This is a genomic window from Streptosporangium amethystogenes, assembly GCF_000721075.1.
Taxonomy (GTDB): Bacteria; Actinomycetota; Actinomycetes; order Streptosporangiales; family Streptosporangiaceae; genus Streptosporangium; species Streptosporangium amethystogenes.
The window spans coordinates 1-23,306 of sequence record NZ_JOEQ01000021.1; the positions used below are offsets into that span (position 1 = coordinate 1).

General features: G+C 67.7%; 19 protein-coding genes, 2 tRNA genes and 1 riboswitch. Of the genes, 11 read left to right on the forward strand and 10 right to left on the reverse strand.

Annotated features, from left to right (window positions below):
- Positions 1 to 388: 388 nt before the first annotated feature.
- From IG98_RS0126610 to IG98_RS0126635, 6 genes are all read right to left on the reverse strand, one after another.
- A complete protein-coding gene (locus IG98_RS0126610) occupies positions 389 to 3,025 on the reverse strand; it encodes a valine--tRNA ligase (protein ID WP_425428095.1) in 2,637 nt (878 codons plus the stop codon).
- 176 nt (positions 3,026 to 3,201) lie between these two features.
- Entirely contained in the window at positions 3,202 to 4,482 is a 1,281-nt protein-coding gene (clpX, locus tag IG98_RS0126615; protein ID WP_030917736.1) for an ATP-dependent Clp protease ATP-binding subunit ClpX, read from the reverse strand.
- 192 nt (positions 4,483 to 4,674) lie between these two features.
- Positions 4,675 to 5,319 (reverse strand): ATP-dependent Clp protease proteolytic subunit, encoded by a 645-nt coding sequence (locus tag IG98_RS0126620; RefSeq protein ID WP_030917740.1) that lies wholly within the window; start codon positions 5,317 to 5,319, stop codon positions 4,675 to 4,677.
- Positions 5,320 to 5,330: 11 nt separating this feature from the next.
- The gene (locus tag IG98_RS0126625; protein ID WP_030917742.1) at positions 5,331 to 5,975 is read right to left on the reverse strand and encodes a ClpP family protease; all 645 of its coding nucleotides are present in this window, start codon (positions 5,973 to 5,975) and stop codon (positions 5,331 to 5,333) included.
- A gap of 503 nt (positions 5,976 to 6,478) precedes the next feature.
- The gene (gene tig / locus IG98_RS0126630; protein WP_030917744.1) at positions 6,479 to 7,882 is read right to left on the reverse strand and encodes a trigger factor; all 1,404 of its coding nucleotides are present in this window, start codon (positions 7,880 to 7,882) and stop codon (positions 6,479 to 6,481) included.
- Between the two features lie 209 nt (positions 7,883 to 8,091).
- Positions 8,092 to 8,958 (reverse strand): helix-turn-helix domain-containing protein, encoded by an 867-nt coding sequence (locus IG98_RS0126635; RefSeq protein ID WP_030917746.1) that lies wholly within the window; start codon positions 8,956 to 8,958, stop codon positions 8,092 to 8,094.
- Between the two features lie 243 nt (positions 8,959 to 9,201).
- Here IG98_RS0126635 and IG98_RS0126640 point away from each other — a divergent pair, with 243 nt between their 5' ends.
- Positions 9,202 to 9,711 (forward strand): ATP-binding protein, encoded by a 510-nt coding sequence (locus IG98_RS0126640; protein WP_245651726.1) that lies wholly within the window; start codon positions 9,202 to 9,204, stop codon positions 9,709 to 9,711.
- Between the two features lie 137 nt (positions 9,712 to 9,848).
- Here the strand turns inward: IG98_RS0126640 and IG98_RS0126645 are convergent.
- Positions 9,849 to 9,922 (reverse strand) — tRNA-Pro (locus IG98_RS0126645).
- 89 nt (positions 9,923 to 10,011) lie between these two features.
- Between IG98_RS0126645 and IG98_RS0126650 the strand changes: the two genes are divergently transcribed.
- From IG98_RS0126650 to IG98_RS0126670, 5 genes are all read left to right on the forward strand, one after another.
- Positions 10,012 to 10,082: transfer RNA gene (locus tag IG98_RS0126650), tRNA-Gly, on the forward strand.
- Between the two features lie 272 nt (positions 10,083 to 10,354).
- A complete protein-coding gene (locus IG98_RS0126655; protein WP_030917750.1) occupies positions 10,355 to 11,713 on the forward strand; it encodes a TrpB-like pyridoxal phosphate-dependent enzyme in 1,359 nt (452 codons plus the stop codon).
- Positions 11,714 to 11,897: 184 nt separating this feature from the next.
- Positions 11,898 to 13,484 (forward strand): phytoene desaturase family protein, encoded by a 1,587-nt coding sequence (locus tag IG98_RS0126660; RefSeq protein ID WP_030917754.1) that lies wholly within the window; start codon positions 11,898 to 11,900, stop codon positions 13,482 to 13,484.
- Between the two features lie 62 nt (positions 13,485 to 13,546).
- The gene (locus tag IG98_RS0126665; RefSeq protein WP_245651727.1) at positions 13,547 to 15,202 is read left to right on the forward strand and encodes an ATP-binding SpoIIE family protein phosphatase; all 1,656 of its coding nucleotides are present in this window, start codon (positions 13,547 to 13,549) and stop codon (positions 15,200 to 15,202) included.
- A gap of 386 nt (positions 15,203 to 15,588) precedes the next feature.
- Entirely contained in the window at positions 15,589 to 16,176 is a 588-nt protein-coding gene (locus tag IG98_RS0126670; protein WP_245651728.1) for a TIGR03086 family metal-binding protein, read from the forward strand.
- A 52-nt stretch (positions 16,177 to 16,228) separates the two neighbouring features.
- Here IG98_RS0126670 and IG98_RS54900 read toward each other — a convergent pair whose 3' ends face one another.
- Positions 16,229 to 16,306 (reverse strand): 50S ribosomal protein bL37, encoded by a 78-nt coding sequence (locus tag IG98_RS54900; protein ID WP_386323758.1) that lies wholly within the window; start codon positions 16,304 to 16,306, stop codon positions 16,229 to 16,231.
- Between the two features lie 233 nt (positions 16,307 to 16,539).
- Here IG98_RS54900 and IG98_RS0126675 point away from each other — a divergent pair, with 233 nt between their 5' ends.
- The 4 genes from IG98_RS0126675 (at position 16,540) to IG98_RS0126690 (ending at position 20,286) form a co-directional block, all read left to right on the forward strand.
- Positions 16,540 to 17,136 carry an HD domain-containing protein gene (locus IG98_RS0126675; protein ID WP_030917764.1) on the forward strand — a complete coding sequence of 199 codons (597 nt, stop codon included), beginning with the start codon at positions 16,540 to 16,542 and terminating at the stop codon, positions 17,134 to 17,136.
- Between the two features lie 86 nt (positions 17,137 to 17,222).
- A complete protein-coding gene (locus tag IG98_RS0126680) occupies positions 17,223 to 18,023 on the forward strand; it encodes a DeoR/GlpR family DNA-binding transcription regulator (RefSeq protein ID WP_030917767.1) in 801 nt (266 codons plus the stop codon).
- On the forward strand, positions 18,020 to 19,099 hold the full coding sequence (gene galT, locus IG98_RS0126685; protein WP_030917770.1) for a galactose-1-phosphate uridylyltransferase: 1,080 nt from the start codon (positions 18,020 to 18,022) through the stop codon (positions 19,097 to 19,099). Before IG98_RS0126680 ends, galT begins: the two co-directional genes overlap by 4 nt.
- A gap of 72 nt (positions 19,100 to 19,171) precedes the next feature.
- Positions 19,172 to 19,308, forward strand: a riboswitch (cyclic di-AMP (ydaO/yuaA leader).
- A gap of 3 nt (positions 19,309 to 19,311) precedes the next feature.
- Positions 19,312 to 20,286 carry a coiled-coil domain-containing protein gene (locus IG98_RS0126690; RefSeq protein WP_030917771.1) on the forward strand — a complete coding sequence of 325 codons (975 nt, stop codon included), beginning with the start codon at positions 19,312 to 19,314 and terminating at the stop codon, positions 20,284 to 20,286.
- A gap of 95 nt (positions 20,287 to 20,381) precedes the next feature.
- Here IG98_RS0126690 and IG98_RS0126695 read toward each other — a convergent pair whose 3' ends face one another.
- Together IG98_RS0126695 and IG98_RS0126700 are read right to left on the reverse strand one after the other, a co-directional pair.
- Positions 20,382 to 21,080 (reverse strand): response regulator, encoded by a 699-nt coding sequence (locus tag IG98_RS0126695; RefSeq protein WP_051752958.1) that lies wholly within the window; start codon positions 21,078 to 21,080, stop codon positions 20,382 to 20,384.
- A complete protein-coding gene (locus IG98_RS0126700) occupies positions 21,077 to 22,276 on the reverse strand; it encodes a sensor histidine kinase (RefSeq protein WP_037971367.1) in 1,200 nt (399 codons plus the stop codon). The genes IG98_RS0126695 and IG98_RS0126700 overlap by 4 nt, the downstream gene beginning before the upstream one ends.
- Positions 22,277 to 22,463: 187 nt before the next feature.
- Between IG98_RS0126700 and IG98_RS0126705 the strand changes: the two genes are divergently transcribed.
- The gene (locus tag IG98_RS0126705) at positions 22,464 to 23,288 is read left to right on the forward strand and encodes a hypothetical protein (RefSeq protein WP_051752960.1); all 825 of its coding nucleotides are present in this window, start codon (positions 22,464 to 22,466) and stop codon (positions 23,286 to 23,288) included.
- Positions 23,289 to 23,306: the final 18 nt, after the last annotated feature.

Consider the following 23,306-nt stretch of genomic DNA (forward strand, 5'->3'; position numbering starts at 1 on the left):
TTGCCGGTTTTCCGGTCATCGACTCCCACCCGCCGAATCCGCTAGGATTGCGACTCACCCTGTTTCCAGGGCAACCCCTCTAACTTACTCCAACATCCGGTCGATGTCCAAATTATGCAGACGCGCCCGATTTGCCAGATTTTCAGAGGGGGTCGCAGGACCATTGCCCTGCTTGAAGAACTCTAGCAGCCGCCTAGGGCCACCATGACCAACTTCCTGGTAACAACTAGGTCTTCCCTGAGACTTCAGCTCTCAAACCCGAGAACCCGGAGTCAAGAGACTCCGGGTTCTCGGCTCATCCCGACTTCCTGACCTGCGTCGTTCTCCCCCAACCGCCGGCTGGGGACTCCCGGGTCAGGACTCTCCCGCTGCTCTCGAGCTCAGACCGTCAGCCCGTCGGCAACGTCGCCAGCTGAGCGAGCAGTCGCGCGATGTCCTGGTCGGCCTGCGCCGCACGGGACCGCACCTTGGCCACCACATCGTCCGGTGCCTTGGCCATGAACTGCTCATTGCCGAGCTTCGCCGCGACCTGGGCCGCCTCCTTACGCGCCACCGCGAGATCCTTCTCCAGACGCTTACGCTCGGCGGCCACATCGATCGTCCCCGCCGTGTCGATCTCCACGACAATCCCGCTCACATCGAGACGGGCGGTCGCGGCGAACGACTCGGACGGCTGGTCGAGCCGGAGCAACGACCGGATCGCCCCTTCATGAGAGGCCAGATCCGTACCGGCGAGTGAGAGCCGCGCGGCGACCCGCTGCCCTGGCTTGAGGCCCTGATCGGAACGGAATCTGCGCACCTCGGTGATCAGTCCCTGCACCGCGATGACCTCCTCCTCCGCCGAGGGATCACGCAACGACTCCTGGACCGTCGGCCATGGCGCGACCACGATCGACTCGTGCCCGGTGACCGCTCGCCACAGTTCTTCGGTGACGAACGGAACCAGCGGGTGGAGCAGACGGAGCAGCGAGTCGAAGACATGCCCCAGCACGAGCCGGGTGTGCTCCTGCCCGGAGGCGATCTGGATCTTGGCGAGTTCCACGTACCAGTCGCAGACCTCGTCCCACGCGAAGTGGTAGAGCAGATCGGAGATCTTGGCGAACTCGAAGTCCTCGAACGCGGCGTCCACCGACGCGACGACCTCCTGGAGTCTGGACAGGATCCACCTGTCGGCGGCGGTCAACTCCTCGACCGGAAGCTCACCCGTCACTGCACCGTTCATCAGCGCGAAACGAGTGGCGTTCCAGATCTTGTTACAGAAGTTACGCGACCCTCCTGCCCATTCCTCGCTGATCGCCACGTCGGAGCCAGGGTTGGCCCCACGTAGCAGCGTGAAACGGGTGGCGTCGGCGCCGAAGCGCTCGATCCAGTCGAGCGGGTCGACGACGTTGCCGAACGACTTCGACATCTTCTTGCCGTACTGGTCCCGGACCATGCCGTGCAGAGCCACGGTCTGGAACGGCGGCTCGCCGTCCATCGCGTAGATGCCGAACATCATCATCCGGGCGACCCAGAAGAACAGGATGTCGTAGCCGGTCACCAGGACGGAGGTCGGGTAGAACTTCGCCAGTTCGGGCGTCCTGTCCGGCCAGCCGAGAGTGGAGAACGGCCACAACCCGGAGGAGAACCAGGTGTCGAGGACATCGGGGTCCTGGACGTAGCCATCGGGCGCCTGCTCGTCGGGGCCGACGCAGAGAACTTCACCGCCGGGGCCATACCAGACCGGGATACGGTGCCCCCACCACAGCTGCCGGGAGATGCACCAGTCGTGCATGTCGTCGACCCAGTCGAAGTAGCGCTTGGCCAGCTCCGGTGGATGGATCTTCGTCCGGCCGTCACGGACCGCGTCGCCCGCCGCCTTCGCCAGGGGTGAGACGTTGACGAACCACTGGAGTGAGAGCCGTGGCTCGACCACGGTCTTGCAGCGCGAGCAGTGCCCGACGGAGTGGAGGTAGGGGCGCTTCTCCGCCACGATCCGGCCCTCGGCGCGTAGCGCGGCCACCACCGCGGGCCTGGCCTCGAAGCGGTCGAGCCCCTGGAACGGGCCGTGGGCCGTGACCACGCCGCGCTCGTCCATGATTGTCAGGGACGGCAGCGAGTGGCGTCGTCCGATCTCGAAGTCGTTCGGGTCGTGCGCCGGAGTGACCTTGACCGCCCCGGTGCCGAAGGCCGGGTCGACGTGCTCGTCGGCGACGATCGGGATGAGGCGCCCGGTGAGCGGTAGCTCCACCTCCCTTCCGATCAGGTGCGCGTAGCGCTCGTCGGAGGGGTGCACGGCCACGGCGGTGTCACCGAGCATCGTCTCGGCCCGAGTCGTGGCGACCACGATGGAGTCGTCACCGTCGCCGTAGCGGATCGAGACGAGCTCGCCCTCGTCCTCGCTGTGTTCGACCTCGATGTCCGAAAGCGCGGTCAGGCAGCGTGGACACCAGTTGATGATGCGCTCGGCGCGGTAGATGAGCCCGTCGTCGAAGAGCCTCTTGAAGATCGTCTGAACGGCACGGGACAGTCCGGGGTCCATGGTGAAGCGCTCACGTGACCAGTCGACGCCATCACCGAGCTTCTTCATCTGGCCGAGGATCCGGCCGCCGGACTCCTCCTTCCACTGCCAGACCCGCTCGACGAACGCCTCGCGGCCGAGGTCGTGCCGGGACAGGCCCTCCTTGGCCAGCTCACGTTCGACGACGTTCTGGGTGGCGATGCCGGCGTGGTCCATGCCTGGCAGCCAGAGTGTCTGCTGGCCGCGCATGCGAGCGCGCCTGGTCAGCGCATCCTGGATCGAGTGGTCGAGTGCGTGGCCGATGTGCAGGACACCGGTCACGTTCGGCGGAGGCAGGACGATGCTGTAAGGCTCGCGCTCGCCGCTCGGATCAGCGGTGAAGTATCCCTCCGATACCCAGCGCTCGTAGCTCCGGGTCTCCACGTCGGCAGGTGTGTACTGGGTGGGCAGCTCTGGCGTCGTCACGATGTCCAAGTCTAGGGATGTCCGCGCACTCGATGTTCCCCAGCCGAAGAGTTGCGACATGTTCCCCCACCTCGCGAGCTCCGACATGCCGTCGACTCCGCGGACCGGCTGCTGAAATCGTCCGGTGAATGCGCCGCCACCGGCCGACCCGGCGGAAACCAGCGGAAACAGCTGACGCCCCCGCAGGGTCTCCCTGCGGGGGCGTCAGCTGTGAAAACCGGTTTGTCCTGGCTGGATCACGCGGACTTCTCGCGCGGCGGCCGCTGCTGCTTGTTGAGCTGGTCACGCGGCACGAGCGTGGGGTTGACGTGTTCGAGAACCGACTCGCGGGTGATGACGACGCGCGCCACGTCCTGCCGCGACGGCACCTCGTACATCACCGAGAGGAGAACCTCCTCCAGGATCGCTCGCAGGCCACGGGCACCGGTGCCGCGCAGGATCGCCTGATCCGCGATCGCCTCAAGCGCGTCGTCTGTGAACTCGAGTTCGACATTGTCGAGCTCGAACAGGCGCCGGTACTGCTTGACCAAGGCGTTGCGCGGCTCGGTGAGGATCTGAATGAGCGCCTCGCGGTCAAGGTTGTGAACGCTCGTGATGACCGGAAGCCGGCCGACGAACTCGGGGATCATGCCGAACTTCAGCAGGTCCTCGGGCATGACGTCCCCGAAGATGTCGGAGCTGTCGATGTCTTCCTTGGAACGGATGATGGCGTTGAAACCGATGCCCTTGCGGCCGATCCGGGACTCGATGATCTTTTCGAGGCCGGCGAAGGCCCCACCACAGATGAACAGCACGTTGGTGGTGTCGATCTGGATGAACTCCTGGTGCGGGTGCTTACGGCCGCCCTGCGGCGGCACACTCGCGGTCGTGCCCTCCAGGATCTTCAGCAGGGCCTGCTGCACGCCCTCACCGGAGACGTCCCTGGTGATCGACGGGTTCTCGCTCTTACGAGCGATCTTGTCGACCTCGTCGATGTAGATGATGCCGGTCTCGGCCTTCTTGACGTCGTAGTCAGCGGCCTGGATCAGCTTGAGCAGTATGTTCTCGACGTCCTCGCCCACGTAGCCCGCCTCTGTCAGGGCTGTGGCGTCGGCGATGGCGAACGGAACGTTCAGCATCTTCGCCAACGTCTGGGCGAGCAGTGTCTTACCGGAACCGGTCGGGCCCAGGAGCAGGATGTTGGACTTGGCCAGTTCTATGCCGTCGTCACGCCCGCGCTCGCCGGACTGCACCCGCTTGTAGTGGTTGTAGACCGCTACGGAGAGAGCCTTCTTCGCCTGGTCCTGACCGATGACGTAGGCGTCGAGGAATTCGTAGATCTCCCTCGGCTTGGGAAGGCTGTCCCACTTGAGCTCAGAGGACTCGCTGAGCTCCTCCTCGATGATCTCGTTACAGAGGTCAATGCACTCATCGCAGATGTATACGCCGGGTCCGGCGATGAGCTTCTTGACTTGCTTCTGGCTCTTTCCACAGAAAGAGCACTTCAGCAGGTCTCCCCCGTCGCCGATGCGTGCCACCCCAGATACTCCTTTGCGTGGGACCGCCCTGGCTGCCGCGGTCCGTTTCTTCCGACCGGCCCGATACCCGATCGAAAAGTCATCCCGCTTAGGTTTCGACGTTACCGTCTTCTGAGCCCTCAGTGAGCCCCCTAGCGGCGAGTCGCACCGGAACCTGCCCGATTCGGCACGGTTCCGGTGCGATATGCCTCGTTAGGAGGCTACGGCCTTCGCAAGCTTCTTGCGGGACGGGATGATGTCGTCGATCAGCCCGTACTCCTTGGCCTCCACGGCATCAAGGATCTTGTCCCGCTCGATGTCCTTGCGGACCGCCTCCGGTGCCCTGCCCGAGTGCTGAGCGATGATGCTCTCCATCTGCGCGCGCATCCTGAGGATCTCACGCGCCTGGATCTCGATGTCGCTTCCCTGGCCGCCCCCCTCGGTGGAGGGCTGGTGGATCAGCATGCGGGCGTTCGGCAAGGCGAAACGCTTGCCGGGCGTGCCGCCGGCCAGCAGGACCGCCGCCGCCGAGGCCGCCTGGCCCAGACAGACCGTCTGGATCTCCGGCCGGACGAACTGCATCGTGTCGTAGATCGCCGTCATGGCGGTGAAGGAACCGCCCGGCGAGTTGATGTAGATGCTGATGTCACGGTCGGGGTCGAGCGACTCCAGGGTCAGCAACTGCGCCATGACGTCATTGGCCGACGCGTCGTCCACCTGCACGCCGAGGAAGATGATGCGGTCCTCGAAGAGCTTGGCGTACGGATTCATCTCCCGCACGCCGTAGGACGTGCGCTCACTGAAGGACGGAAGAACGTAACGGCCGTTGATGTCTCCCGGCCGGATCAACTCACTCACCTTGTGCCCCTTCAGGAGACGGCGCCCGTGGAGGGCACCTGTCGAGCGCTGCGCACGACCTGGTCGATGAAGCCGTAGTCCTTGGCCTCCTCGGCCGTGAACCAGCGGTCACGGTCGGAATCGGCCTCGATCTGCTCCAGATTCTGACCGGTGTGGAACGCGATGCGCTCGGCGAGGGTCTTCTTGACATATAGCATCTGCTCAGCCTGGATGGCGATGTCGGCTGCGGTGCCGCCGATGCCACCGGACGGCTGGTGCATCATGATGCGGGCGTGCGGCAGGGCGTAACGCTTGCCCCGTTCGCCGGCGCAGAGCAGGAACTGGCCCATGGAAGCGGCCAGACCCATCGCGACCGTGCACACATTGTTAGGCACGTATTCCATCATGTCGTAAATCGCCATCCCAGCGGTCACGGAACCGCCTGGCGAGTTGATGTAGAGCCAGATGTCGCGCTCTGAGTCGTCCGCGGCGAGCAGCAGCAGCTCGGCGCAGATTCGGTTGGCGATCTCGTCGTTGACCTGGGTGCCCAGCACGATGATGCGCTCACGCAGCAGCCGCTGGTAGAGCTGGTCTTCGAGCCTGAACGAGCCATTCGGCTGGCTCATCGACTCGGGCCCGGAGCCGGTCGGCTGGTAGAAGGTCGGCGGGCTGGTCACAGCGTCACCTTCCGATGCGTCGTAATCGATTGGCTTTGCTTGTGACCTTAACGCGCGTGGCCTACCGGACATGCCCCCTCAACGCGCTGTTCGCTGACGGCGCATGCTGCCCGCCGCCTCCCCACCGCGCCTGGAACCTCCCGCCGCACGCCTCGGTAAAGGCTCGGAAACCGGAGCCCGTACGGCGTGTCGGAGCTCCCGGGATACCTGTGCGGACGCCGGAAGCGGACCGCGGCGGAACGCTGAAAAGACTTCCGGGAGAAAGAAGGGGGTCGCGACTCTCAGCGGGCCCAGGAGCCCGCGAGCTCCCTGGAGGGCAGGGAGACCGGAGGAATCCAGGAGAGGCGTCAGGGCGGCACTCCGCGGCGCTCTCACCCCCACATCGTCCTCGGCTCGGCCAGGGCCCTCGGCCGGGCGAGCGGCAGAACGCGGACGCCCCCGTCACGCTGAGCGTGACGGGGGCGTCCAGGGTGCTCTGTGGCACCCCTCGCTTCGGCCTGGGACTACTTCGCTGCGTCAGCCTCGGGGGCCTCCGGGGCCTCGGAAGCCTCGGTGGCCTCCTCGGTCTCGTCGGACTCCGCACCGTTGATCTCGGTGTAGATGGCCTTGAGGTCGACCTCGTTGCCCGCCTCGTCGGTCACCTTCGCGGCATCGCCGATGACACTCTTGGCCTTGTCACGGACGATCTCGACCATGGCCAGTGTGAGCTGGTCGTTGTCGGCCAGGTGCTGGGCCAGCGTGTTGGGCGCGACGTTCATCTGCATGGCGCGGCGCACCACGAAGTTGGTCAGCTCCTGCTCGCTGACACCGAGCTCCTCGCTCTTGACGATCTTGTCGAGGACAAAGCCCGTCTTGAGTGCCTTGGCGGCGCTCTCGTCGAACTCGGCGAGGCGCTCCTCCTCGGTGGTCTGGTAGAGGCGGAAGAACGCCTCCTTGCTCAGGCCACTCTCGGCGATCTGGTGCTCAAGGTTGTGCTTGCGGTTGTCGACCTCGACCTTGAGCGCGCTCTCCGGCAGCGGAATGTCGATCTTGCCGAGCAGCGCGTCGAGCGCGTTCTCACGGGCCTGGACGACCTGGTCGATCAGCTTGTTGCGGCGGGCCTGCTCGCTGATGCTCGCCTTGAGCTCGTCAAGGGTGTCGAACTCGCTGGCGAGCTGGGCGAACTCGTCGTCAAGCTCGGGGAGGACCTTCTCCTTGACGCTCTTGACGGTGATGGTGACCACGGCCTCCTCGCCGGCGTTCTCGCCGCCGACCAGGTTCGTGGTGAACTCCTTGGTCTCACCGGCGGACAGGCCGACCAGGGCGTCGTCCAGGCCTTGCAGCACCGAACCGGCACCGACCTCGTAGGAGACGTCGTTGGCCTGCTGCTCCTCGATGTTGACACCGTCGATCGAGGCGGCCAGGTCCATGACGACGAAGTCGCCGACGGCGGCGGCGCGCTCGACGCCGGTCAGCGTGGCGAAACGCTGGCGCAGACCGTCCAGCTGGGTGTCGATGTCGGAGTCGGAGACCTCGGAGACCGGAACGGTCACCTCGATGCCCTGGTAGTCGGGGACGTCGAACTCGGGGCGGATGTCCACCTCGGCGGTGAACTCGACCTGCTGACCGTCCTCGATCTTGGTGACCTCGATCTCCGGCTGGCTGACCGGGAAGATCTCACTCTCGTCGACGGCCTGGCCGTACAGCTTGGGCACCGCGTCATTGAGGGTCTCCTCCAGCACCACCGCGCGGCCGAAGCGCTGCTCGATGATGCGGGCCGGAACCTTGCCGGGGCGGAACCCGGGGACGCGCACCTGCTGCGCGACCTTCTTGTACGCCGCCTGCAGGCTCTCGCCGAGCTCCTCGAACGGCACCTCGACGGTAAGCCTTACCCGGGTCGGGCTGAGCTCCTCCACAGCGGTCTTCACGGGGTCGTCTCCTTGATCAAACTTCGAGTGATCGCGGGCGCGCCAAGTCGTAGCGGCTATCGCGGCAAGCTCTCGCGCCGCGCCCACATGAGTGGCACCTGGCACAGCCAACGAGACGTGCGAGATTAGGGCACGCTCCACTGCGGCGGGTGTTCAGCGCCGCAGGCCAGTCTAGAGCAGAGCGACACCATGGAGCGACCAATGGCCGCTCAGTCCTCTTTGATGATCCGCCGCAGGATGTCGTTCGTCTCACCGGGGGTGGTGCTGACCGCGCACAGCCGCTCCATGACCTCGCTGTAGCGGTCGACGTCCTCGCGCTTGTCCAGGTAGAGGGCGCTGGCCAGTTGCTCGACGTAGACCACGTCCGGGAGCTCGCTGTCGTTGAAGCGGAGCACACTGAAGGCACCGCCCTCCGCGCTGTGGCCACCGAAGCTGAAGGGCATCACCTGGATTGTGATGTTCGGCTGCCGCATGAGGTCGAGCAGGTGCTCCAGCTGTGCCCGCATGACATCCGCACCACCGATCGGACGTCGCAGCGCGGCCTCGTCGATGACGGCCCAGAAGAACGGGCCGTCGGGCCGCCTGAGCACCTGCTGGCGCTCCATCCGCAGGTCGACCCGGCGGGTGATCTCGTCGGGCGCTATGCCGGCGCTCCCCGCGGTGATGACCGCCCTGGCGTACTCCTTCGTCTGCAGCAGGCCCGGCACGAACTGCACCTCATACGTACGGATCCGGGAGGCTGCCTCCTCCAGACCGACGTACGTCTGAAACCAGGAGGGCAGCAGGTCGTTGAACCGGTGCCACCAGCCGGGTTCGTTGGCTCTGAGCAACAGATCCATGATCGCCGACCGGGCGCGGTCGTCCTCCACCCCGTAGAAGGTGAGCAGATCCGCCACGTCGCGCTCTCTCAGACCAACCCGGCCGAGCTCCATCCTACTGATCTTGGATTCGGATCCGCGGATCAGATGGCCTGCCTCCTCTCGCGAGAGCCCCTTGGCCTCGCGTAGACGACGCAGTTGGGAGCCTAAGAGGATACGCAGAGCTGTGGGACCTGATCCCGGTTGAACCTGCGCCACTTCGCCTCCCTCTCTACTTGGGCCAGCGCACACAGTGTCACTACTTCCGGCCGCTATGACAAGGTCTCAAGTCACTGCCCAATTCGCCAAGTCGCCGACCCGACCGTCCATGCTGCTGCACATTGCAACTGCACGTGCATTTGGGTCTTGCAGCAGACGTTCCGGTGACCCATGATGGCTTAGTGCATATTGGGCTTATGGTGCACAAGCTCTGAAAACTCTCACGTGGTACGGAGACTCACGATGACAGCGGGAGGTACCGGCAGGATGGTGGAGGAGCCAAAATCGGCTGCCGACTACCTGCAGGCGACCCGCGAGGTGAGCTTTGACGAGCTGCTCGAGGCCAACCAATCCGACGCCACCGCGTGCCCTCTGCCCAGTCAGGCCGACTCGGTGAAGACCGCCCGGGACGTGACGCGCTCGACGCTCCGCGATTGGGGACTGGCGGAGCTCAGCGATGACGCAGCGCTAGTGGTTTCGGAACTCGTCACCAACGCGGTCCGTTACGCGCTGTGTCCGCCCGGCCAGCCGGGGATCACCCCGATCACGCTCGTCCTGCTGCGCCTCTCGCCCCACGTGCTCCTGGCTGTGATGGACCCCAGCAACGAGGTTCCGACCCCCAAGGAGCCGGACTTCATCTCGGAGAACGGCCGGGGCCTCTACATCGTGGAGACCTACAGCCAGGGCTGGGGCTGGGACTACCTCAACTGCGGCGGCAAGGCCGTCTGGGCCCTCTTCAGCGCCCACCGCTGACGTTCAGCGCGCTCCCGCGCCGCGAGGCGACCTTCCAGACATCGCATCCATGCGCCCTGCCTGTCTCGCGTGGCCGAGAATTCGCACCCCGTACAACGAGAAACCGGGCATCGGTGGGAACCGATGCCCGGCATGCGTCGGGGTGACAGGATTTGAACCTGCGGCCCCCTGCTCCCAAAGCAGGTGCGCTACCAAACTGCGCCACACCCCGGTAGGTCGAGTACGCGCACGCTCCGGAACTCCGGTACGCTTACGCCCTGACGAACGGATGAAGTCTAGACCAGACTGAAGCCGCTTCGCGCGGACGTAGCTCAATGGTAGAGCCCCAGTCTTCCAAACTGGCTACGCGGGTTCGATTCCCGTCGTCCGCTCAGAATAGCGTAGGGCCAGCTCAGACCCCTTGTGGGCGAGCTGGCCCTACTGCTTTCCGGGAACTTTCTCCCGCTTTCAGAGTCGTTATATGAATGATGGTTTCTCCGCGTGGCGGGTGTGTTCAGGGGCGGATTCTCGCGCCGGAGACCGATCGGGCCGTCGCGGCCTCGGTGGCGGCGGGTGTCACGAGGAACCGGGACGTCGCGCGCTAGCTGAACTACGGTGGGTGATGAGAGCGGCACTGAGTGGATCCGACACGTGGAGGCACCCGATGACCGAAGCCACCCGAATCCTGCTCGACGAGTCCCGTATCCCCCACAACTGGTACAACATCGTGGCCGACCTCCCGGTCCCGCCACCACCGATCCTGCATCCGGCCACCTCGCGGCCCGTCGATCCGGACGATCTCATGCCGCTGTTCCCGGTGGAGCTGATCGACCAGGAGGCGAGCGCCGAACGGTTCGTCCCGATCCCGGCGAGCGTCCGCGACGTCTACCGACTCTGGCGGCCCACCCCACTGATCCGGGCCCGCAGGCTCGAACGTGCCCTCGGCACCCCCGCGAGGATCTACTACAAGTACGAGGGCGGCTCACCCGCCGGCTCGCACAAGCCGAACACCGCCGTCCCACAGGCCTACTACAACGCGCGCCAGGGGGTTGGGAAACTGGTCACGGAGACCGGGGCGGGCCAGTGGGGCTCGGCACTGGCGTTCGCCTGCGCGCAGTACGGCCTGGAGTGCGAGGTGTGGATGGTCCGCGTCTCATACGACGGGAAACCCGGCCGCAGGAGCCTGATGCGGGCCTACGGCGCGACCGTGCACCCGAGCCCGTCCCCGCTGACCGCGTACGGCGCCGAGGCGCTGGCCCACGACCCCGACTCACCGGGCAGCCTCGGCATCGCGATCAGCGAGGCCGTCGAGGCCGCGAGGGCCGAGCCGGGCACCCGGTACGCGCTGGGCAGCCTGCTGAACCATGTGCTGCTGCACCAGACGGTGATCGGCGAGGAGGCGATCGAGCAGATGGCCGCGTTCGGCGAGGCACCTGACATGATCGTGGGGTGCACCGGAGGCGGTTCCAACTTCGCCGGGCTGGCCTTCCCGTTCCTGCGGGAGAAGCTGGCCGGGCGGATGGCCCCGGTGATCCGGGCGGTCGAGCCTGCGGCCTGCCCGTCTCTCACCAAGGGCGTCTACGCCTACGACTTCGGCGACGCCGCGGGGCTGACCCCGCTGCTGAAGATGCACACCCTGGGCCACGGCTTCGTCCCCGATCCCATCCACGCGGGCGGGCTGCGCTACCACGGCATGTCCCCGCTGCTGTCGCACCTGTACGAGCTGGGAATGTTCGAGGCGGTGGCCATGGACCAGAACGACTGCTTCGAGGCAGGGGTGCGCTTCGCCAGGGCCGAGGGGGTCGTCCCCGCTCCCGAGGCGGCCCACGCGCTGGCCGAGGTCGTCGCCGAGGCACTGCGGTGCAGGGAGACGGGCGAGGAGAAGGTGCTGCTGACCGCGGTGTGCGGGCACGGGCACTTCGACCTGGACGGCTACGACCGCTACCTGTCGGGGCGGCTTGAGGATCTCTCGCTGCCGCAGGACCGGATCGACACGGCCCTGGCCGGACTGCCCTCCCTCTGACCCGGTGCGCACCGGGAACTCAGGGAGTTCCCGGTGCGGCCTAGTGTGGCCACTTCGTCGGCTAAGCACCCCTAAGTCCTAGTCCATGTGGAAATATCTACGAATCTCTGTTAAACACAGGGTTCGCATATAGATCATTCTTTACAATCCTCCATACCAGCAGTCAGAGTGCCCTGGAGGGAACGTGTCGGAGTTCGACGGCGTCATCGTGGGCGGGGGCCACAACGGCCTCACGTGTGCCGCCTATCTCGCGAAAGCGGGACTGTCGGTCGCGGTCGTCGAGCGCAACGACGTCGTCGGTGGTGGTTGCAGCACCCAGGAGCTCACCCTTCCGGGGTTCCGGCACAACACTCACAGCAGCTACCACTTCCTGGAGGAGGGCCCGGTCCCCGCCGACCTGGAACTCCAGCGGTACGGCCTGAGCTACGTCTATCCCGAGACCCAGCACGCCACGGTCTTCCGGGACGGCCGGGCGATCACCGTCTACACCGACCCCAAACGCACCGCCGACTCCTTCGCCCGATTCTCCAAGGCCGACGCCGAGCGCTGGCTGGAGCTGTACGAGCGCTACGCCGAGACGGCCAGGGACCTGATGAACGGGTTCCTGTACTCCAGCCCGTTACCGCCCCCCGTGCTCGCCGAGCGGCTCAAAGGCGACCTGGGCCGCGACCTGATGAGCTACATGCCGCTCTCGCTGTACGAGGCCGTCGACAGGAACTTCGAGAGCGATCAGGTCAGAGTCCTGTTCAAGTCCTTCCTGCACGCCATCTCCATCGAGGACGTACCGGGCACCGGCGGATTCTTCCCCCGGCTGCTGTCGCGCATCGCCCGGCTCGGTGTGCCCGTGGGCGGTGCGGGAAACGTCGCGAGCGCGCTGCGCGCGGTCATCGAGGAGCACGGCGGCACCGTGGTGACCGGCGCCCATGTCGAGCGGATCCTCGTCGGTGACGGGCGGGCCACCGGGGTGGAGCTGGCAGGCGGCGACGTTCTCACCGCCCGTCGGTTCGTGGCCAGCGCGGTGGACGCCCCGCAGACCGTTCGGCTGGCGGGTCCGGAGAACTTCGGCCCGGAGATCGCGGCCAAGGTCGAGGACTACCGGTGGGCCGGACACAGCCTCGTCACCCTCCACCTGGCGCTCGACGAGGCGCCGCGCTACCGGGCCGCCGAGTTCGAGCCCGACGTGGACCGGGCCTTCCTCGTCGTCCTCGGCGCCGACGACAGCGAGCAACTCGGCCGCACCTTCGACCAGATCCATCGGGGACAGCTGCCCGACCGGCTGGCCGGTAACGGCGCGTGCCCCTCGCTGTTCGACTCCTCGTACGCGCCGGAGGGTAAACACGTGGCCTTCTGGTGGCCATGGGCCCCGTACGACCTCGATGGCGACGCGGCGAACTGGGACCGCCGGCGCGAGGAGGTCGGTGAGCGGCTGCTCGCCGAATGGGCCGAGTACGCCCCCAACCTCGCGGGAGGCGCCGTCCTCGGCAGGCGGGTCTTCTCACCGCTCGACATCGAGCGGCACTGCGTCAACATGGTGCGCGGCAGCCACCATGTGGGGGCCTACGAGCCGTCCCAGCTGGGCGGAAACCGGCCGGTCCCGGAGATGGGCCGGTACCGCACCCCCGTCGACGGCCTCTACCTCTGTGGGGCCAGCAGCCACCCCGGCGGCTCGGTCTCCGCGGCCCCCGGATACAACGGCGCCAACGCCATCGCAGAAGATCTCGAACTGGCAACCTGGTGGACGCCGGTTCCCGCACCCCGGTGGAGCGAGTGAAGTCCCGTTTCGTCACCAAAGACCCAGCGACGCCAGGGTTCAGGATGGGCAGTCCCGCATCCATGCACGAGCAGCTGTCCCTGCTCAACGCGGCCAGCAAACGCATCGGCAGCACACTGGACATGTTCGAGACCGGCAGGGAACTCATGGACGTCGCCGTACCGCGCTTCGCGGACGCGGCCGGCATCCTGGTACAGGACCGGTTGGTGACCGAAGGGGAGTTCCCCCAGCAGACCACCGACGGCTCGGCGCTGGTACGGCGGATCGCGGTCGGTGTGGCCGATCCCGCCCCCGGCGTGTACGCCACCGCGTTCCCCGTGGACGAGGTGGCCGTCTACGAGTCGTGGACCCCCTATGCCCGGTGCATGGCCACCGGCAACCCGATCCTCTACCCCCGCCTGGGGCGCCGGACCGCCGAGGAGATCGGGCGGTTCTGGAAGCGTGACTCGGTGTCGAAGGTGCTGGAGGACAGCTCGTTCCTGGTGGTGCCGCTGAAGGCGCGCGGCCGGGTCCTCGGCTTCGTCATCTTCACCCGCCGTCCCACCAGCCAGCCCTTCGACGAGCAGGACGTCAACCTGGCCGAGGAACTGGCGGCCAGGACCGGGGTGTGCCTCGACAACTCCAGGCTCTACAACCGTGAGCGCCGTACCGCGCTGACCCTGCAGAGCAGCCTGCTGCCCGTCGACCTCTCCCAGCCGCTGGGCCTGACGGTCGCCTACCGCTACCTGCCCGCCAGCGATCTGGTCGGGGTGGGCGGCGACTGGTACGACGTGATCCCGCTGCCCGGCTGCCGGGTCGCCCTCGTCGTCGGCGACGTGATGGGGCACGGCATCAGAGCCGCCGCCACCATGGGCCAGCTCCGCACGGCCGCCCGTACGCTGGCCAGCCTGGACCTGAGCCCGGCCGACGTGCTGTTCCGGCTCAACCTGATGAGCCAGGACCTGGACGCCAGCCAGATCGCCACGTGCGTGTACGCCACCTACGATCCGGTCACGCGGCGGTGCGCGATAGCCTGCGCGGGCCATGTTCCGCCGATTCTGGTGCGACCGGGCGGCGAGACCGAGCTGCTGGAGCTGCCGCCGGGACTGCCCCTGGGCATCGGCAACGAACCCGCCGAGATGCGGGAGTTCACGCTCCCCGACGGCAGCGTGCTCGCCTTCTACACCGACGGCCTGGTGGAGAGCCGCGACCGGGACATCGAGGAGGGCATCAGCGCGCTGCGCGGCCTGCTCTCCGGCCAGGACCAGGACCTGGAGGAGGTCTGCGACCTCACGATCGGCGCCCAGCGGCCGGGGCACGAGCGCGACGACATCGCCCTGCTGCTGGCCAGGGTGTCCGAGCTGACGGAGAAGGAGTTCGTCGAGACGTCGCTACCCGCCGACCGCCGATCCGCCGCACAGGCCCGCCGCTTCGTCCGGGCCACGCTTGGAGGCTGGGGACTCGACTCCCTGTGCGACAACACCGAGCTGATGGTCAGCGAACTGGTCGCCAACGCGGTCGAACACGGCCAGGGTGAGGTCGAGCTACGCCTGCTGCGCGGGCCCACGCTGGTCTGCGAGGTATCCGACAGCTCCGCGTCCGAGCCGGTGATGCGGGAGGCGTCCACCACCAGCGACACCGGCCGCGGCCTGCACCTCATCAACTGGCTCGCCCACCGCTGGGGCTCCCGCCTCACCCCGAAGGGCAAGATCGTCTGGATCGAGCAGCGGCTGCGCTGACGCCCTCTCCGCCCTGCCGCGGGTGCGGCTTCGGGTGGGCCGCCGCTTCGCCGCACAGGGCCGGGATCACTCCCGGCCCCGTGCGCGCCCCACGGCCGTTCGGTCAGGCCGGTTGGTGTGCGGCTCAGCGAACCTCGTAGATCGCGGTGGTACCGCTACCTCGTTGCCCACCACCAGGAGGGTGAAGGTCGTGGTGCGCGTAGGAGAGATCCGCACGCCATACCGTGACTCTTCCCTGACGCCGAGATGACCGGGAGATGAAGCCGTCCGGGCGGATGCGCTGCCGGATGTGCCGGTCATGTCCATTGACGCGATGACTACTGGCGGGCCAGGGGTTACGGTCAAGATGAGGGCCGGGAGAGAACCCGGGAGGGCATCGGGAGGGCATGATGACCATCGACGTACCCGAGGCTTACCGTCGCGCGCTGGACGACTTCGGCGCTCTCGTCCACCGGATCGGCCTCGACCAGTGGGAGAATCCGACACCGTGCGTCGACTGGGACGTGCGCTCCCTCGTCAACCACGTGGTCGGCGAGAACCTGTGGGCTCCCGAGTTGCTGGCCGGACGGACCCACGCGGAGATCGGCGACGCCTTCGAGGGCGACCTGCTCGGCGACGACCCCATCAAGGCGTTCGACACCTCGGCCGTGCCCGCCGTCCAGGCGGCGATCGACCATCGGGTCCTCGACCGCGTCGTCCACCTGCCCTTCGGCGACGTACCCGGCCGGGAGTACATCACCGAACTGTTCGCCGACGCCCTCATCCACACCTGGGACCTGGCCCGCGCCATCGGCGCCGACGAGCGGCTCGACCCGGAGTTGGTCGCGGCCTGCGCCACCTGGTTCACCGACGCGGGCTTCGGCTACCGGCAGGCCGCGGCCGTCGGGGAGAACCAGGCCGGAGAACACCGGAAGGTGCCCTCCGACACCGACGCGCAGACCCGGCTGCTGGCCTCCTGGGGCCGCCGCGCGTGACCGCCCGTCCCCGTCCGCCCCTCTGTGTACCCAGCCCCTGTGGTCGGTACAGCTAGCGAGCGGTCGGCCGCTTGCCGTGGTTGGCCTTGTGCTTCTTACGGGCCTTGCCCTTACGTGATCTCCTGGCCATGCCGACCACCCCTTCCCTCCAGGTCCCGCGAGTGCCGGCATCCGTGATTCCGGACCCGCAGGGGACTCGATGTCACCGGTTCAGACCTTCACGTTCCTCCTGCGACGCTCGGCGCACAAGGCCCGAACCGCGATCCGCCCCGCTCCGGTGGGTACGTTGCCCCAACCTTGACGATCAGCGCCTCCCACGGGTGCGTCCGCCCCGATTCTGAGGATCTTCCCTAGGCTCGCCTCATGCGCGAGAAGCTGATGGCCCGCTGGCGGTCCCTGGCCGGTCCCGAGGCCGAACCCCTGGGCCGTGAACTGATCATCCGGTACGACGAGCCGCACCGCAGGTATCACACCGTCACCCACCTGGAGGCCGTGCTCGCCCACATCGACATCCTGGCCTCTCATGCCGAGCACCCGGACCTGGTACGGCTGGCGGCCTGGTTCCACGACGCCGTCTACGACCCGCGGCGCGGCGACAACGAGGAGCGTAGCGCCATCCTGGCCGAGCGCACGCTGCCGGCGACGGGGCTCTCCCCCGAGGCGGTGTCCACGGTCACCCGGCTGGTCAGGTTGACCGTCACACACGCCCCCGCACCGGGCGACGCGGACGGGGCCGTGCTGTCCGACGCGGACCTGGCGATCCTGGGCGCGGCGCCGGAGGTCTACGCCGCCTACGCGGCCGCCGTACGCGAGGAGTACGCCTTCGTGCCCGACGACGCTTTCAGGTCCGGCAGGGCCGCGGTGCTGCGCTCGCTGCTCGACCTTCCAGCGATCTTCCACATCGTCGATCTGGAGGAGGCGGCGCGGACGAACATCATGGCGGAGCTTGAGCGGTTGTGAGCAGATGGCCACCACAATTCACCAGTATTTCCCGATACTCGCCGTGGTATTTTGGTGGAATCTGGTGAATTAAGGGGAGTGAGTCAATGCTCGCCCAGCAGCGACAGCAGGCGATCCTGGAGAGGGTGCGGAGCAGGGGCGGGGTCAGGGTCGCCGATCTCGTCCGGGAGCTCGGCGTGTCCGACATGACGATCCGGCGCGATCTTGAGGTGCTCTCCGAGCGCGGGCTGGTGGAGAAGGTCCACGGTGGCGCCACCGCCGCCGGGTCCGGCTCGACCGAGGAACCGGGCTTCGCCGCCAAGTCCGCGCGCCAGCAGGCGGAGAAGGAGACGATCGCCCGGCAGGCCGCCCGGCTCGTCCGGCCCGCCACCGCCATCGCACTCTCCGCGGGAACCACGACCTGGACGCTCGCCCACCACGTGACCGACGTACCCGAGCTGACCGTGATCACCAACTCGATCCGGATCGCCGACGTCTTCCATCGCTCGCCCAGGGCCGACCGCACGGTCGTGCTCACCGGCGGGGTCCGCACCCCCTCCGACGCACTGGTCGGCCCGGTCGCGGTCACGGCGATCCGGGGGCTCCACGTCGACACCCTCTTCCTCGGCGTGCACGGGATGAGCGCCCGAGCCGGGTTCACCACACCCAATCTGCTGGAGGCCGAGACCAACCGCGAACTGGTCGCCTCCGCGCGCCGTCTGGTGGTGCTCGCCGACCATACCAAGTGGGGCACGGTCGGCATCAGCACGATCGCCGAGCTGGCCCAGGCCCACATCGTGGTCACCGACTCCGGCCTGACCGAGGAGGCCCGCGAGGAACTCGCCGCCTCGGTGGGAGAGCTGATCATCACAGAACCACAGCGGGAGAGCGAGAGCGTCGGCCGATGAAGCGTACGATCACCCACCTGGCCGACGGCCGGGAGCTGTTCTACTTCGACCGCTGCGACGACGCCGACCGCGGAGCGGTCGACAGACGCGACCTGCCGCCGCGCCCCACCGCCTCCGAGTTGCGTTACGACCCGCTGACCGAGGAGTGGATCGCGGTGGCCGGACACCGCCAGGGCCGCACCTTCCTGCCCCCGGCCAGCGAGTGCCCGCTCTGCCCTTCCACCTCCGGCAACCTCACCGAGATCCCCTCCGCCGCCTACGAGGTGGCGGTCTTCGAGAACAGGTTCCCTTCGTTCTCCACCCATCTGGGTGACTACCAGCAGGTCGGCGGGTTGAGTGAGGTTCGCCCCGGGATCGGTCGCTGTGAGGTGGTCTGCTTCACCGCCGAGCACGACTCCTCATTCGCGATGCTCCCCCCCGAGCAGGTGGAGCTGGTCATGGATGCCTGGATCGACCGTACGGCGGAGCTGTCGGCGATGCCGGGCGTGGAGCAGGTGTTCTGTTTCGAGAACCGGGGAGCCGAGATCGGCATCACCCTGGCCCACCCGCACGGCCAGATCTACGCGTACCCCTACGTGACCCCGCGCACCAGGCTGACCCTCGGGGCGGCCGGGCGCCACCGGGAGCGGACCGGCGGCAACCTGTTCGCCGACGTGCTCGCCGCGGAGCGGGAGGCCGGGATCCGGGTGGTGGCCTCGAACGAGCACTGGACGGCGTTCGTCCCGGCCGCGGCGCGCTGGCCGGTGGAGGTCCACCTCTACCCCCACCGTCAGGTCCCCGACCTGGTCGGGCTGGAGCCCGCGGAACGCGCGGCGTTCGGGCCGCTCTACACCGACGTGCTCCGCCGCCTCGACGGACTGTTCGGCGTACCGATGCCCTACATCGCGGCCTGGCACCAGGCGCCGGTCAACACCGGTCGCGACCTGTCGTACGCGCACATGGAACTGTTCAGCATCCGCCGCACACCGAACAAGCTGAAGTATCTCGCCGGCTCCGAGTCGGCCATGGGCGCCTTCGTGAACGACGTACTGCCCGAGGAGGCAGCACACCTTCTGCGCTCTGTTGTCACGAACTGATCACCAATCGGTCTCGTCTTGAAGTCGCGTGACCCTGTGTTTACCACTACTATCCTTCCCACATCGGCTGCAACAGCCGATATGCCTAATCCCAGGCGCATCGCCCGGGAGCCGGGGAACCACCGCACCTGGGGTGAAACCACTTCGGTGGAAGGGCGTTCTCCAGCCCGAACCCGTCAGCTAACCCGGTAGGCGGAAGGAGAGGAGAGTTCGTGGCGGCCCCGTCCCCCACGTTCCGTCGGCATGCGGCTCTGGTCCTCTGCCTGAGCCTGATCGCCGCGTTCACCCTCGGTGCCCCCACCGCGGGAAGCGCGGAGCCCAAGCCGACCGAGGCCAAGCTCCGCGCCGAGCTGGCCAAGCTCAACAAGAAGGTGGACGGGCTGATCGAGGCCTACGCGGCCAAGCGCGAGTCCTTCAAGAAGGCGCAGAAGGCCGAGACCGTCGCCAAGCAGAACCTGGCCAGGGCCTCCGACCTCTACGCCAAGGCGAAAAAACAGGTCGACTCCATAGTCCAGCTCCGCTACCAGAGCAGCACCGGAGGGCTGCCCGCGCTGCTGTTCGCCGACGACCTGGGTGGAGCAGCGGTGATGGAGCAGCTCACCGCCCAGCAGAGCGCACACCTGCAGGGCTTCTCCGAGAGCTTCGAACGCAGGAAGAGGGCGACCGAGACGGCCGCCAGGCTCACCGACGAGATCGGTGAGGAGGCCAAGGAGATGCAGACCCAGCGTGACGAGGTCGAAGACCTGATCAAGGACATCAAGAACAGGCTCGACCGGCTCGCCCCCGTCGGCTCCGGGCGCCGCTCCGACGGCAGCTGGGCCCCGCAACTCCCCGCCGGCGCCGACAACATCACCGACCGGACTCGGATCATGCGTGAGGCCGTCAAAAGGCGCTTCGATCTCCCGTACGCCGTCGGTTGCTACCGGTCCGCGAACGACGGCGGCGAGCACCCCCTCGGCCGTGCCTGCGACTTCATGATGAGCACCGGCGGCACGATGCCCTCGGCCGCCAACATCGCGCTCGGCGACGAGATCGCCGCCTGGGCCATCAAGAACAAGTCCAAGCTCGGGGTGAAGTACGTGATCTGGCGCCAGCGCATCAACCACGGCTCCGGCTGGAGAACCATGTCCAACCGCGGCGGCATCACCGCCAACCACTATGACCACCCGCACATCTCGATGTACTAGAGGGGATGCATGTCCACGAGCTGAGATGATGTTCGTGTCAGCAGGCCGCCGGTTCAGGAAGGCTTGACCGCCGCTGGGGCCGGCGAGCTTCGTGATCATTGCGGCGACGGGTTGACGAGCCTGCCCTCGTAGGCGGCGATGACGAGCTGGGCCCGGTCGCGGGCGTGCAGTTTGGCCAGGAGTCGGCCGATGTGGGTCTTGACCGTGCCGACGGTGAGGTGCAGGTGCTCGGCGATCTCGGAGTTGGACATTCCCTTGCCGATGAGGGTGAGCACCTCGCGCTCGCGCTGGGTGATGTCGTCGAGGCCCCGCGCGGCCGGGGCGGGGTGGGGGCGTCGCAGGAATTCGGCGATGAGCCGGCGGGTGACGGTGGGCGCCAGCAGTGCTTCGCCGGCGGCGACGACCCGGATGGCGGCCAGCAACTCGGTCGCCGTGGCGTGCTTGACGAGGAAGCCGCTGGCGCCGGCCCGTAGCGACGCGTAGACGTATTCGTCCTGATCGAACGTGGTGAGGATCAGGACGCGGATGCCGGCGCCGGCCGGGTCGGCGCAGATACGTCTGGTCGCCTCGATGCCGTCCATGTCCGGCATCTGCACGTCCATGAGGACGACGTCCGGTCGCTGCCGGCGGGCCAGGAGTACGGCTTCGGCGCCGGTGCCCGCCTCGCCCACGGTGGCCAGCCCCGGTGTGGTGTCGATGAGGACTTTGAGGCTGTCGCGTAACAGGACCTGGTCCTCGGCGAGCAGGACCCGGATGGGCGGGGGCGGATCGTGCGGGGCGGCCTCGATGATCATGTCATGGTGCCGTTCGGATCGTAGGGCAGCCGAGCCGACACGCGAAAGCCCCCTTCGGGCCGGGATCCCGCGCTGAACGTGCCTCCGTACATCTTGGCCCGTTCGCGCATGCCGATGAGGCCGTGTCCGCCGTGGCCCGGTCGCGGCGGCCGGCCATGTCGGGAACCGTCGTCGACGACCTCGATCACGACCTCCCGTCCGTCGACGTCCACGGTGACAGCGCAGCGGGTGGGCCCCGCGTGGGTGATGACGTTGGTCAGGGCCTGTTGCACGATCCGGTACACCGACACCGCGACCGCGGGAGGTAGCGCGGCCTCTTCGCGGACGGTCAGGTCGACCTCGACTCCGGCCGAGCGGGCGTGGGCGGCCAGCTCGGGCAGGTCCGCCATGCCTGGAACGGGCAGACGGGCCTGCTGGGGATCGCCGTCGGACCGCAGCAGGTCGAGTACTCGATGGATCTCGGTGAGCGTGCTTCGGCTGGTCTCCTCGATGACGGCCAGCGCGGCGCGTACCTCCTGCGGGCGCGCGTCGGCGACATGGTTGGCCACGGTGGCCTTGACGGCGATCAGGCTCATGCTGTGGCCGATCACGTCATGCAGTTCCCGGGCGATGCGCCTGCGCTCGTCGGCCACCGCGGCCTCGGCGAGGTGACGAACGAGACGAGCGGTCGTGTCCCGTTTCCAACGGACGACCGCCCCGACGGCCCATCCGGCGGTCAGGAGGACACAGATCATCCCGATCTCCACCGGCCAGTACGGCGGCAGCTCGCTGCGCCAGGCCGAGGGTGCGAGGCCGGGGAACACCCGCGCGTAGAAGATCAGGATCGCGGTCACCGCGGCGGACAGACAGGCCGCCAAGCCCGCCACCGACCAGGCGACCGAGGTGGTGGTGGCCACCAGGTACAGCACCAGCACGGTCGGCACGAACGACACCCAGATCGCACCCGCCGCGACGGCACCGGCCACCGTCGCCAGCACGCCCGCGGCGCACGCCAGAGCGAGCATGGCCCGAGGCCGGCGCCGCCGGACGGCGACCGGAAAGCTCACGACCCCCGCCACCGGCCAGGCCGACCAGGCGGGCCACCACGACGACGGCCCCGGCGGATCGACGATGGCGTATCCGACGGCCAGCGCCACGACGACCGCCGTCGCCGCGTCGGCGACGCCCCTGCCACCGAGCCGCCGAGCCCACTCCATGACGAGAAGTTATCGCCTCACCAGATCACCCGGCATCCGCCCACGGTCGGACACCCGCATCCGCCCGAGGTCATACCACCGGCTCGTGCGTGCCGCGCCAAGATGCGACCCGAGCCAGACGCGCCCCCACCGCACCGCCCATCACCATGCTGATGCACGCCGACACCGACAAGAGGGACAGGAACCCATGAACGTTGAGCTTCGCCGGCGAATCACCCGATGGCGACAGGCCGGCGCGGACCGGCGTGCCACCAACGCCACGGCCAACCTGGGCCGGCAACCCCCGTTTCCCGGACGATGGGTGAGCGCCATCGCGCTGATCGGCGGCCCCGCCCTGCTCATGGCCGGGATTCTCCTACGCTCCCGGTTCCACTACTTCTTCCCTGATCAACTCGCCGCCTACGCCCGGCACCCCGCCCTCATCACCGCCGCCTACGCCTGCTTCGCCTGCGGGACCATCCTGCTGTGGCCGGCGGTCATGACGCTGGCGCAGCGGATCGCCGCCACCAGCCCGCTGTGGGGACTGTGGGGCGGCTGCCTGGTGATCGTCGGCCTGTTCACCCGAACCTTCCAGTTCGGCACCGATCACCTGGCCTTTCACCTGACCGACACCCTTGGCCCGCAATCAATGATCGACGGTATCGCCGCCTACTACGCAGCATGGCAGGATACGCACTGGCATCCGTTCAAGACACTGTCCGGAGCAGCCTTCTTCGGCTGGGTCGTACTGGCCGTCGGCGCCTACCGCTCCGGCGCCCTGGGGCCGGGCCGCTCGATCGCGCTCGGCCTGATGTCGGCCCTCGCGCTCGGGACACTCAAAGGCACCCAGATCCCGCAGTCCATCATCGCCGCAGGCGGGCTTTGCGCCGCGTTCGTCCCCCTGGGCATCTCCCTGCTGCGCAGCGGCCCCCTGCCGAGCAAACGCGCCGTGCTCTGGCTCGTCGTCCTCATCGGATGGCTCGCCTTCGGCGCGGCCTTCGGCGCCACTCTGGCACCGTTCACGCGGGGCTGAGGACGGCCCGGAACTCAC